The organism is Enterobacter sp. K510 (assembly GCF_055804875.1).
The window spans coordinates 74528-87010 of the sequence record NZ_JBNRLQ010000015.1 but is presented as its reverse complement, the minus strand read 5'-3'; the positions used below and the strand labels follow the sequence as shown (position 1 = coordinate 87010).

At 58.0% G+C, this 12483-nt stretch carries 10 protein-coding genes; 3 read left to right on the top strand and 7 right to left on the bottom strand.

Annotated elements, in window-relative coordinates:
• Positions 1 to 15 precede the first annotated feature (15 nt).
• Both ACQUTD_RS20670 and ACQUTD_RS20665 read right to left on the bottom strand, forming a co-directional pair.
• Positions 16 to 2382 (bottom strand): TIM-barrel domain-containing protein, encoded by a 2367-nt coding sequence (locus tag ACQUTD_RS20670; protein ID WP_473277346.1) that lies wholly within the window; start codon positions 2380 to 2382, stop codon positions 16 to 18.
• Between the two features lie 18 nt (positions 2383 to 2400).
• Positions 2401 to 3702, bottom strand: a complete 1302-nt coding sequence (locus ACQUTD_RS20665) for an MFS transporter (protein ID WP_072567953.1) — start codon at positions 3700 to 3702, stop codon at positions 2401 to 2403.
• 257 nt (positions 3703 to 3959) lie between these two features.
• Between ACQUTD_RS20665 and ACQUTD_RS20660 the strand changes: the two genes are divergently transcribed.
• On the top strand, positions 3960 to 5033 hold the full coding sequence (locus ACQUTD_RS20660; protein WP_473277345.1) for a substrate-binding domain-containing protein: 1074 nt from the start codon (positions 3960 to 3962) through the stop codon (positions 5031 to 5033).
• Positions 5034 to 5047: 14 nt separating this feature from the next.
• Here ACQUTD_RS20660 and ACQUTD_RS20655 read toward each other — a convergent pair whose 3' ends face one another.
• Entirely contained in the window at positions 5048 to 5311 is a 264-nt protein-coding gene (locus ACQUTD_RS20655) for a helix-turn-helix domain-containing protein (RefSeq protein ID WP_318363552.1), read from the bottom strand.
• 132 nt (positions 5312 to 5443) lie between these two features.
• On the opposite strand from ACQUTD_RS20655, the gene ACQUTD_RS20650 reads away from it, so the two are divergent.
• Positions 5444 to 5761 (top strand): helix-turn-helix domain-containing protein, encoded by a 318-nt coding sequence (locus ACQUTD_RS20650; protein ID WP_412176317.1) that lies wholly within the window; start codon positions 5444 to 5446, stop codon positions 5759 to 5761.
• 88 nt (positions 5762 to 5849) lie between these two features.
• Here ACQUTD_RS20650 and ACQUTD_RS20645 read toward each other — a convergent pair whose 3' ends face one another.
• The 4 genes from ACQUTD_RS20645 to ACQUTD_RS20630 form a co-directional block, all read right to left on the bottom strand.
• Positions 5850 to 7115, bottom strand: coding sequence for a YbiU family protein (locus tag ACQUTD_RS20645; RefSeq protein ID WP_473277344.1), 1266 nt, complete (start codon positions 7113 to 7115; stop codon positions 5850 to 5852).
• A gap of 151 nt (positions 7116 to 7266) precedes the next feature.
• Positions 7267 to 8082 carry a Cof-type HAD-IIB family hydrolase gene (locus ACQUTD_RS20640; protein ID WP_473277343.1) on the bottom strand — a complete coding sequence of 272 codons (816 nt, stop codon included), beginning with the start codon at positions 8080 to 8082 and terminating at the stop codon, positions 7267 to 7269.
• Positions 8083 to 8223: 141 nt separating this feature from the next.
• Positions 8224 to 10656 carry a formate C-acetyltransferase/glycerol dehydratase family glycyl radical enzyme gene (locus tag ACQUTD_RS20635; protein WP_473277342.1) on the bottom strand — a complete coding sequence of 811 codons (2433 nt, stop codon included), beginning with the start codon at positions 10654 to 10656 and terminating at the stop codon, positions 8224 to 8226.
• A gap of 4 nt (positions 10657 to 10660) precedes the next feature.
• Entirely contained in the window at positions 10661 to 11560 is a 900-nt protein-coding gene (locus tag ACQUTD_RS20630) for a glycyl-radical enzyme activating protein (protein ID WP_473277341.1), read from the bottom strand.
• A gap of 134 nt (positions 11561 to 11694) precedes the next feature.
• Between ACQUTD_RS20630 and fsa the strand changes: the two genes are divergently transcribed.
• Positions 11695 to 12357, top strand: a complete 663-nt coding sequence (fsa, locus tag ACQUTD_RS20625) for a fructose-6-phosphate aldolase (RefSeq protein WP_473277340.1) — start codon at positions 11695 to 11697, stop codon at positions 12355 to 12357.
• The last annotated feature ends 126 nt before the right edge of the window (positions 12358 to 12483 follow it).

Below are 12483 nucleotides of genomic sequence, written 5' to 3'. Positions count from 1 at the left end.
CAGGAGCGGGGCCGATCAGCCAAAGCGCCATTCACTGGTCGCCACGCCGTTCACCCACAGCTGCCGTTTTTCACCAGCCGGTAACGACACCTGCAACGCTTTCCACGCCGGATTATAATCGCCGCGCGGGGTGATATTCAGTGATATAGATCCGGCATCGCAGGTCATTTCCCATGTCAGCCACAGCGCGTTACCCTCTTTATATCCCCAGGATTCCCCGTCATCCTCAAACAACAGCCCGGCACTTTTGCCGACGCCTTTCAGCGGGTAGAGTTTCAGCTCGCGGCTGGTATCCGCGCAGGCGTCAACATGAGTGATGCGCTCGCTCAGCGGCAGTCCCGCCCCGGCGCGCACCAGCAGCGGCAGTTTTTCCAGCGGCGCGTCGAGCGTCACCCACTGTCCGCCGCTGTACCAGTCGCCGCTGTAAAAATCGTACCAGCCGCTGTGGTTATCCGGCAGCCACAGGCGACGCTGGCGCTGACCCGGTTCCACGACGCTAGCCACCAGCAGATCGCGGCCGAGCATAAAATCGTCGCACTCGGCGAAGGTCTGCGCGTCATGCTCATGATCGAGAAAGGTCGGTCGCAGCATGGGCTCGTCATCGGCATGGGCCTGCCACAACAACGTGTAGAGATAGGGCAGCAGGCGGTAGCGCAGTTCGATGGCGCTGCGAATGGCTGGTGTTACCGCCGGGTACATCCACGGCTCATTCACCGTATGATCGTCATTCCATGAGTGAATGGTGAAACGCGGATGCATCACGCCGTTCTGCACCCAGCGGACAAACAGCTCGGCATCCGGCTTATCGCCGGAAAACCCGCCGACATCATGGCCGACGTTAAACAACCCCGACAGGCTCATCCCGACACCCATGCGCGTGTTATAGCGCAGCGTATCCCAGTTGGTGCGGTTGTCGCCGCTCCAGGTCTGCACGTAGCGCTGCATCCCGGCGCAGCCGGAGCGGGAGATCAGATACGGGCGCTTGTGCGGCGCGAACCGCTGCTGGGCTTCCATCGACGCGCGCATCATTAACAGCGGCATCACCGGGCGGATATGCTTAATGGCGATTTCACGCCCGAAACCGTGACAGCGCGCTTCGCCGTCCCAGACTTCATACTCGTTGTTATCGTTCCAGGTGGAATCAATGCCCATTTCCAGCAGCTGCGTGGTGACGCCGTTCTGCCACCAGGCGATGGTCTGCGGATGGGTAAAATCCAGGTGCGATCCTTCGTCATCCCAGAAGCTGGAGCGCTCCGGCGCGTCGCTTTCGGAATCGCGGATAAACAGCCCCTGCTGCGCCACTTCCTCATAGCGCGGGTGATCCTGCAACAGACAGGGTTTGATGTTGGCCGCCAGCTTAATGCCCGCCTCATGAAATGCGCCGGACATCACCTTCGGCTGCGGCACTTTGTCGTAGTTCCAGTTAAAGACGTAGCGCTTGTTATTGATGGAGGTATAGCCGGACGACAGCTGGAAAGAATCGCAGGGAATGGCGTGCTCTGCGCACAGGCGGATAAAATTCATCAGCTGATGCTGGGCATCCGGCGCGTCGGTGTAGTGCATGGTCGAACCGCTGTAGCCGAGGCTCCATTTGGGGCCGAACAGCGTTTTGCCGGTCAGACGCACAAAGGCTTTGGTGACGTCCAGCACCCGTTTACCGGTAAAGACGTAGTAATCGATGTCGCCCGCTTCCGCCTGCCAGCGGCGATAGGCGGTGTGATAGTTGTCGATCTCGTTACCCAGATCCAGCCAGCAGCTGCTCAGGTTGTCATAAAACAGGCCGTAGCTGACGTCATCCCGGCGGGTTATGGTGAAGGGAATATGCTTATACAGCGGATCGGTGCTGACGGCGTTATAGCCCATCGCATCCAGATTGCGCATCTCATAACGCCTGCCGTTGCGCTGTAAATCCCCGGCTTTTTCGCCGAGGCCATAAAAACGTTCTGTTTTCTCACGACGAAGATAGTGCGCCACGCCGTCGCCGTGAGCATTGAGCTGATAGGCGCTGGTAGGGCGATCCCCCGCCAGCCACTGCCACGCGCCTGCGTCATCGCGATAATGCCACTCCAGCCACAGCGGCTGGTGGACGGTAACGCGCAGGGCGGCGCTCTCCACCGTCAGGGTGTCATCCGTGCGGGAAAGCGTCCAGGCCGGGCAGCTAAAAGCGCTCAGATCGTCCCGGGCGCGGCCTTCCCAGGGCACGTCCTGCGCCGGGGCAATGCTCCAGGTTCTGTCCAGCGCCAGCTCGCCTTTGCGTTTAATCAGCACGCGAAACAGCGCCTCTTCCAGCACATAAATGCAGAGCCTGTGCTGCCCGTCCACCAGCAGCTCAAGGTGGTGATCAGACTGCGCGTGCAACGTCCAGTTTTTCAGGGTTTTCATATCGATTTACATCCACTCTCAGGCGCGTTTAGCGCGACGTTCAGCAATAAATGCCACCAGGAAAAAAGCGCCGATCAGGTCAAAGAATCCCATGGCGACAAACAGCGGGTTGAAGCCGATCTTGTCGGCGGTGACGCCAATCAGCAGCGAGAACAGGAAGCTGGCGATCCACGCGCAGGAACCGCGCATGCCGTTGACCGTCGCCATCTGCCCCTTGTCGAAGGACTCCACCACCAGCGCGCTCAGCATGCAGGAGATGATCTGATGGCCAAAACCGCCAATGGAGATCAGCGCGATGATAATGATCGGATCGCGGGTGAGGGTGACGACAGCCAGCGAGATCATCAGAAACGCGCCTGTCACCGAACTGGCAACAATAGAATTGATGCGCGCGCAGCCAAACCAGCGGGTATAAAGTTTGGTGAGATAGCCGCTGGCGATACTGCCCAGATCGGCGGCGAGGAACGGCAGCCAGGCGAACATGGCGATCTGTTTCAGATCCATGCCGTGCTCTTTCGCCAGATACAGCGGCACCCAGAAGCTCATCACCGCCCAGGCCGGTTCCGCCATAAAGGCCGGAATGGCGATGCCGTAAAAGCGTTTATTTTTCGAGACGGTTTTCAGCGCGGTAAAGAAGGGCAGTTTTTCGGTAAGCGGCTCATTATCCTGCTGAATATGCGCCAGCTCCTCTTTGCTCAGATTCGGGTGTTTATCCGGGTTGTGGTAGAACGCCCACCACAGCACCACCCACAGCAATGCCAGCCCACCGGTGAACATAAAAGCGCCCTGCCAGCCGAAAGAAGCATGGGCGAAATAGATAATCGGCGGAGCCAGCATCGCGCCAATGGAAAAGCCAACGCCCGCCCAGCCTGCGGCCACCGGGCGTTCTGATTTCGGGAACCACTCCCCGAGGGTTTTGGCGTTGGCCGGGGTCGCCGCCGCTTCCGCGCCGCCCATAAAGAAACGCAGGATCGCCAGTTGCAGCCAGCTTCCGGCCCCGGCATGTAAAATACAGGCCAGCGCCCAGAGGGCAGCGCAGATCATAAAGCCCAGCTTCAGGCCGATGACATCAATCAGCCAGCCACAGAGCGGCTGAAAAAGGGTATAGGCGAGCTGGAACGCCCCAACAATGTACGAATACTGTTCCGTGGTAATGCCGAGGCTGTCTTTTAACTCCGGAGCCAGAATACCCAGCGAGTTACGGGTGATGTAGTTGACGGTGACGCCGAGCAAAAACAGCACCAGCACCCACCAGCGAAGATTCTTGATGATGCGTCGCGGCTTGCCGACCGCAATGTCGTTATTAATGTCCTGACTCATAACGCTCTCCGAAGGACGGTTTGTAGGGGTATCTGTTTGATACTTATGGTTTTAATTACAGAGTCATTACACAACTAGTATGGAAGTTGTGCGTCCTGTTGAGGTTATGAAAATTAATTGCCGGGCAATAGCGGATTTTGTGCAACTTTTCTCATTAATTTGCCTTACATCCGGCGAAAATGACATGCATAACAGATATAGCGTGATAACTACGCTGTGAAAATTCTTTCATTTAACGAACGGGCGCAGATCACAAAATGGACAAAAAGCTCAGAATCGCCGAAATCGCTGCCCGTACCCGGCTGTCCGCGAGCACGGTCTCGCGGGTGCTGGCGGGAAAAGCCAATACCAGCGAAAAGGCGCGGGCGGCGGTGCTGGCCTGCGCCCGTGAACTGGGCGTGATGGACGGTATGGCCGCCGGACGGCTGCTGCTCAACAGTCTGCTGGTGTTTGCCCCGCAGCGCGCCTTTGATGAACGTTCGGACATCTTCTATTACCGGGTGATCCAGAGCATCAGCAAAGCGCTGGCACCGCATGAGGTGCACCTGCGTTACTGCGCGCTGGAGGAGAACGACAGCGATGCCAACCTGTTTCTGGCGAAAATGAACGACAGCGACACCCAGGCAGCGATCCTGCTCGGCATCGACGACGAACATATTCACGATCTGGCCGCCGATCTGGCAAAGCCCTGCGTATTAATTAACAGCCGGGATCGCAAAATGCGCCTGCCCGCCATCGCCCCGGATCACCGGCTGATCGGCGAATTTGCCGCCCGTTACCTGTTCGAAATGGGCCATCGCCACGTGATGAACGTGCTCTGCCTGCGGCGCTACACCATGGAGCTGCGGCTGGCGGGCATTCGCGACGCCTGGCGCGCGCAGAACCTCCGCTTCAGCGATAACCGCGACGTGCTGCTGGTGCAGAGTTTCAGCGCCCGCGAGGCGGAAGTCAGGGTGGGGGAATGGCTCGACGCCCAGCCCGCGAAAGCGCTGCCGACGGCTTTTCTGATGGGCGGTGATTTTCTGGCAGCGGGCGCAGTGAAAGCGCTGCAAAAGCGCGGGCTGCGGGTGCCGCAGGACGTGTCGGTAATGAGTATCGACGGCTTTAACCTGGCGGCGATCCAGGATGTGCCGCTCACCGCGGTACATGTGCCGCGCGACGAGCTGGGGGAAGAAGCGGTGCATCTGTTACAGCAGCGGCTGATCCGCCCCGACGCGCCAACCGGTACGCTGTTACTCAATGGCAGGCTGGCGGTGCGGGAGTCAGTGCGGCGGATACGCCCGGACAAAAGGCGCACCGCCGTGGAAAGGGAGGGGCTGTACGATGAGTAGTTTGCTGTCAGTTTTTACATACTGCCAGTGAGCGGCTTTCTGGGCATACGGGAGCGCTGTGGGTCGAGATAGCGGCCGGGCCAGATAGTTGCAGGGTGCATTTCCAGCGCATTTGCGATCAGCCATTCCCCTTTGGGCCAGGGTTTGTTCAACGCATTTGACAGCGTGGAAGACGCCAGGCCTGCTTCCCTTGAAACTTTTGCCAGGCTTGTGCCGCGCTTATGCAGAGCGGCGATGATATCGGCAGGATGCCAGTCTTCAGAAATTGCATTTCCCATTAAGATTCCCTCCTGAACAGTGATAAATCATGCAACTCTTGAATAGTGCTCTATATTTAACCTAAATTCAAGTAATACATGAAAATGTAAGGTTATCCATGAAGATGAGACAGGCGAGGAAGAGGATAATTTATGCACGACTACAGGGCCAGGATGATCCACTTGATTGGCAAAAGACTTAAGATCTCACGCGTAAAAGCAAATTTCACTCAGGCCGAACTGGGAGTGCGGGCCGGTCTGGACGAAGAGTCGGCCAGCGCACGTATTAGTTCGTATGAAAAAGAAGTTCACGCACCCGATTTCAAACTGGTCTGTAAGCTGGCTGCGGTACTGGATGTGCCGGAAGCGTATTTTTACGCCACTGATGATGATCTGGCTGAGCTAATCCTGCAATATCACCGCATTAAGCAAAAGAACCCATCTGCTTCATTCATTATTACACCCGTGTAAGGCAGTTTTGCGGCACATTTCTTAAAAAACGGCGGATACGCCCGGACAAAAGGCGCACCGCCGTGGAAAGGGAAGGGCTGTATGATGATTAAACCGCCATGCCCAGCGCGCGCTTACCGTGCTCGTTCAGATCGTCCAGCGTAAAGCGGTCTTCCCAGCTGGCTTCATAATCTTCGCGCGGGAAGTCGCCCGGCGATGCGCCTTTCTCCAGCGCCGCTTTCACGCGCCTTGCATAGGCGAGGTTCTTCTCGCACAGCGGCGCGGCAGGGATATACATCACATTGCCCCAGCCCTGCTGATCGGTGACCGGCGCGACCGAGTGGATCACATCGCAGTGCCACCACACCGAATCTCCGGCCTCCAGCGCCGGAATGCTGGTCAGCGCTTCGATGAGCAGCGGATGCCACTGGGCTGAGATCGGCAGCACGCGACCTGGCGCCACGCCGCACAGTTCGTCGTCCGGAACGTCGTCCAGCAGTGGACGCAGCAGCACATACGCCATCGCTTCCGGGATCGGCACCACATGCAGTAAGCCCTGACCCGGCAGCATATCCGACAGTGCCGTCCAGCCCTGGAAAGTACGGAACACCGAGCATTTGGTGGTGTTATCGACGGTGTACTCTTCCACTTCGGTACGATGCGCGGCATTCCACGGATCGTACTCTTCCGGCTTGCCGTTAAACACGGCGGCAAAAACTTGTTGATAGGCAGGCAACAGCCAGCGCTCCAGCGCGCCGGAATCCGTATGCGCCCCCAGCCCCTTCGAGGTGGTGCCGGGCGGACGGCGGCGGATGCGATCCGGGTAAATCACGCTGACATCCGGATCAAACCACTGTTTACCCTCGCTCTCAAAGGTCCACAGGCGGTTTAAAAACGACTGCACCTGCGCCATTTCACTGCTCTGCCGCGCCTGCATCTGCGCCTGCGACCAGTAAATCGGGTAGATTTCCGGGCGGGAGGCCTCCAGCGTGCCGAAGAAGCTGTCGCCCGGCCCTTTGTACACCTCGTCAAAATGGTTGCGATCGAGATATTCCAGCATCGAACGGTCCCAGCCCAGCGCCTGTTCACGCGGGAAGTGGCCTTTGATCACCGCGCAGCCGCGGCGTTTTACCGCCTCGCGCTGCGCCTCGCTGAGGGTGCCGTTTTTAATATCGGCAAAGGGGATCACCGGCCACACTGGCTCGCCGCGGGCTTTCAGGGCGTTGATTTCCGCGACGCGGGCGGCAATGCGCTCGCTTAACTGGTTAAAGACCGTCTGCACGTCACCGATTTGCGCGCGCAGCGCCTGCTTGAGTTGACGGATCGCCGCTTTGTGATCGGCAGGCAGCGTTTCGCTGGCAAAGGTTACAGCCATAATGACCTCACTTTTCTTTCATTCGAAAGTAAAATAACTTACACATGCTAATTTAAGTTAAAAAAAAGTTAATGCAAGTTTAAAAACTTGATGAGGTGCACAAAGCGGGAAAAGTGCGATGCCAGCGCAGGACGCACCGGCATCAGAAGGGTCAGGCCGTGAAGGGGCCAGTACCGTCGAGCACCGCCTGAATAACGTTCAGCGCGCCCTGGTGATTGTTATCATCCGTGCGATGGCGGGCAATGGCTTTAATGGCGTCGCCGGCATTGCCCATGGCAAAGGAGTAATCCGTCATACGCAGCATTTCGGCATCGTTGCCGCTGTCGCCGATGGTCACGCATTCCCCCGGCGATATGCCCCAGCGTTTCAGCAGGCGGGTAATGCCGTTAGCTTTGTGCAGACCGGGAATGATCAGATCGACAAAGCCAAAGCCGCTGGTGACGGGCTTCATGATGCCGTCGAGAGAGACATGCAGCGCGTCAATAAGTTGCGGAATGTCGCTGTCCGGCAGGTTGAGGGAGAACTTAAACATTTTGTCGTCGATATCATGATAATCGCGCACCGGTTTCAGACGGTGATAATGGTGCGACATCAGTTCGACGAAGGCGTCCGGGGCGCGATCGCTCACATAAGCGCTCTCCAGCCCGCAGGCGACAAAGTTCAGCCCTTTGTCCTTCAGCAGCTCGCCGAGCACGATCTGATATTCATGGCGGGTCAGCTCGCCGTGGAAAAGTTGCTGGCCGTGTTCATAGACCAGCGCGCCATTTTCGGAGACGAATGAAATACGATCCTGAATTTCCGGGAAGAAGGAGATGAGCTGATAATACTGGTTACCGCTGGCGACCACGAATTCAATACCGCGGCGCTGTAGCTGCTCAAACTGTGCCAGAAAACGAACGCGATCGTAGGTTTTGGCATCATCAAGGAAAGTTCCGTCCATATCGGTGACGATAACTTTAACGGTCATGCATTGCGCTCCTGAATGTAACTGCGACCAGAAACATTCTAATAACAATGTGAGCGAAAGCACAATTTTATTTCATTCGAAAGTGCCCGTCGTTATCAAACGGGTAGGCCCGGTAAGCGAAGCGCCACCGGGCAAGGGGGATTACAACGTATGTTCGGTACGGGCGATAATATCGTCCTGCGCATCCGGCGACAGGGCGGTGAAGAACGCCGAATACCCCGCCACGCGCACCACCAGGTCACGATACTGATCCGGATGCTGCTTCGCGGCGATTAACGTCTCGCGCGACACAATGTTGTACTGAATATGCCAGCCTTTATGCACTTCAAAGAAGGTGCGCAGCAGCATCATCAGCTTCTGACGGTCACTGTCGTTTTCCAGCGTCGCCGGATTCAGCTTCTGGTTCAGCAACACGCCGCCCAGGATCGCCTCCGTCGGCAGTTTACCCACCGAGCCAATCACCGCCGTTGGCCCTAAATGATCGGTACCGGAAGCCGGGCTTGCGCCTTCCGCCAGCGGGGTATGGGCTTTACGGCCATCCGGGGTCGCCATGGTTGCGGCTCCAAAAGGCACGTTGGCGGAAATGGACGAGGTACCGGCGTAGTAATTACCGCCGATCGGACCACGGCCATAGCGCGGATTGTGATACTGCTTCAGCTCCTCAATGTAGGTCTGATAGGCGCGCGCCAGCAGCAGATCCACGCTGTCGTCATCATTACCGTATTTCGGCGCGCTGTTGATCAGACGCTGACGCAGCTGCTCGTGGGTCAGCCCTTCGTAATCTTCCGCCAGCGCTCTGGCGAGTTCCTGCTGACCAATCGCCCCCTGATCGAACACCAGCTTTTTCACCGCCGCGAGGCTGTTGCCGAGGTTGGCGATCCCCACCTGCAAACCGGAAACCCAGTCATATTTCGCGCCGCCCTGTTTGATGCTTTTCGCGCGTTCGATGCAGTCGTCCACCAGCGCCGAGCAGAGAATATCGTGCACGTTCTCCTCCAGCATGGTGTCCACCACATACTCGATCTCAATGGATTTGCGCGTGTAGTAGCGGATCTGCGTGTCCCAGGCGTCCATTACCTGCGAAAAGTCGCTGAAATTGCCTTTCGACAGCGCCAGTTCCTGCGGCAGGAATACTTTGCCGCTGGTGGCGTCCCGTCCGCCTTCCAGCGCCGCCAGCATCACGCGGGCGAAGTTAATAAAGCTCATGCCGGTGCAGCGATAGCCCCATTTGCCGCCAACGGCGGTTTCGATGCAGCCAATCGCCGCATAATCGTAAGCGTCTGCCGGTTCGATCCCGAGCTTGATAAATTCCGGGATAACGATCTCGTCGTTATTGAAGGCTGGCATACCGAAGCCGCAGCGGATCACCTGCACACAGGCGTCGAGGAAATCGTTGCTCATCCCCGCGTGGTAACGCACGCTCAGGTTCGGCTGGGTGGAGCGCAGGCGGCCGCAGGATTCGAGGATCGCATAAGAGAGCGGGTTCACTGCATCCAGCGGCTTACCGTTGACCAGTTTCTGACCGCCAATGGTGACGTTCTGATACAGCGGGCTACCGGCCGAGGCTTTGGAGTGCGAGCCGGAACGGATTTTGTTCACTTCCAGCAGCTTCAGCCAGCAGGCATGCAGCAGTTCGATGGCGTCTTCCCGCGCCAGGCTCTGGTCCAGCTCCACGTCACGGCGGTAATACGGATACAGATACTGATCCATGCGGCCAAAGGACACCGAGTGACCGTTCGATTCGATCTGCAAAATCAACTGGATGAAATAGCACAGCTGCAGGGCCTGCCAGTACGTTTTCGGCGGCTGATGGGCAATGACATCGCAGTTTTCCGCGATCGCCAGCAGTTCGTCGCGGCGGCTTTCGCGGGTTTCTGCCTGCGCCATGGTGCGCGCCAGATCCGCAAAGCGTGCGATATGCTGGCTGACGGCTTCCAGCACAATATCAATGGCTTTGAGGAACTGCTCGCCGTGCAGATCGTCCAGCACCGTCAGGTTGATACGCGAGCGGCGCTCAGCGACTTTATTACGCAGGCCGTCCATGCCCAGCTCCAGCACCAGCGGGAAGTTCACCGCCAGGTGCGCATCGCCGGAGGTCATATTGCCTTCGGCTTTAATGATGCCGGTTTCCAGCAGCGATTTTTGCTCGTCGGTAAACATACCGTAGCAGCGATCCTGTACCGTCTGGCCGCGCCACCACGGGCAGATTTCATGCAGCACGCGCTTGTTCTCTTCGCTCACCGCAAAGCCTGCGCCCGGACGATCGGCAAGATCGTCGATCTCGTTTTCAATCCAGGTCACCGTATATTCCGGGAAGATCGGCGCGGCGCGGACCATACTCGCCTGGTTGCCGACGATCAGCTCGTCATGCTTGATCCAGATGGTGCGTCCCGCCAGGTGATGGGCGAGGGCCAGGGCGCGGCGCACCGGGATCGGCTTATCCATATGCTGCTGATAAGCCTGGGTATAGTGCAGCGCGCGCTCGGTGCAGACCGGCGGTTTAGTGATGGTGATCAGCGCGTTTTTATGCGCCTTGATGCGGTCAGTCAGGGTGTCGAGACGTAAGGTAGTCATAAGGTTATCCTCGTAACGTGGCGGTCAGGCCGCATTCGCGCGCGTAGTTTTCTGCAAAAGCCAGCAGATCCGGGGCGTCGAGCGGTTTGTCTGGCGCGGTGTAGGTCTGGCCGAGCAGGTGATACTTGTTCATGCCCAGCGTGTGATACGGCAAAAAATGAATATCGCGGACGTTGAGTTCGTCGGCGGCAAAACGGGTAATGGCGCGGATCGACGTCTCATCGGCGTTAAAACCGGGGATCAGCGGTACGCGAATGGTGAGTTGTTTGCCAAGGCGCGCGAGGCGTTTAAGGTTTTCCAGCACGCGCTTAGCCGAGCCATCGGTCCAGGCTTTGAAGGTTTCGCGGTCGACATGTTTCAGGTCCGCAAGGAACAGATCGACATTATCTAAAGAGGGCTCAACGTAGTGCCAGGGCACATGCAGACAGGTTTCCACCGCGGTGTGGATGCCCGCCTCATGGCTGGCCTGAAACAGCGCGGCGGCCAGCGCAGGCTGCATAAAGGGTTCGCCGCCGGAGAGGGTGATGCCGCCGCCGCTGCGATCGTAAAAGGGTTTATCGCGCAGGACGGTGGTCATGATCTCTTCCACCGTTTTGGTTTCGCCGCAGACGGTCAGCGCCTGGGTCGGGCAGCATTCCCTCAGCGCGTCCAGCTGCGCCTCATTGAAAGGCTGGCGATGGATCAGCAGGCCGTTCAGCGCACGCTCAATGACCGCGGGCGCGGCTTTCTGGCACAGATCGCAGCCGTCGAGACACAGCCGGGCGTCGTGGAGCAGATCGCGTTTCAGCGAACGGCTTTCCGGGTTCTGGCACCAGCGGCAGCCGAGCGAGCAGCCTTTAAGAAACACCACGGTACGGATACCGGGGCCATCGTGGGTGGAGTAGCGCTGAATATTGAATATCATGATTGTGCCTCATCTTGCGTATGAAGATTAAATAGCTTTCGAATGAAATTTATTTTGACGCCGATCAAGTATCATTCAGGTTGGCTGAGGTAAGTTTCAGCGCATGCTACATCTCACACTTTGAAGGTCAGATCATGGAACTTTATCTCGATACATCCGACGTTGCGGCAGTCAGAAAACTGGCGCGTATTTTCCCGCTGGCAGGCGTGACCACTAACCCGAGCATTGTCGCGGCAGGTAAAACTCCGCTGGAGGAGCTACTGCCCGCCCTGCATGACGCGCTGGATGGCAGGGGCCGGTTATTCGCCCAGGTGATGGCGACCACGGCTGAAGGCATGGTGAAGGATGCCCGTAAGCTGCGCAGCATCATGGCGGATATCGTGGTGAAAGTACCGGTCAGCGCTGAAGGTCTGGCAGCCATTAAATTGCTGAAGGCGGAAGGCATTCCAACGCTCGGTACGGCAGTGTACGGCGCAGGGCAGGGGCTGTTAAGCGCGCTGGCGGGCGCGGAATATGTCGCGCCCTATGTGAACCGCGTGGATGCCCAGGGCGGAAACGGTATTCAGACGGTGTGCGATTTGCAGCGGTTGTTAAGTCTGCACGCGCCAGGGGCAAAAGTGCTGGCTGCCAGCTTTAAAACTCCGCGTCAGGCGCTGGACTGCCTGCTGGCGGGCTGTGAATCTATTACGCTGCCGCTGGACGTGGCGCAGCAGTTTATCGCTGCTCCGGCGGTGGATACGGCTATCGCGAAGTTTGAACAGGACTGGCAGGGAGCGTTTGGGCGGCTGGCGTTGTAAGTTGCCGGGTGGCGCTGGCGCTTACCCGGCCTACGTTTTGCGGTGCTTTGCCGGGTGGCGGCTGCGCCTTACCCGGCCTACGGTGACGAATGCGACGAATTTATGTAGGCCCGGCAAGCGCAGCGC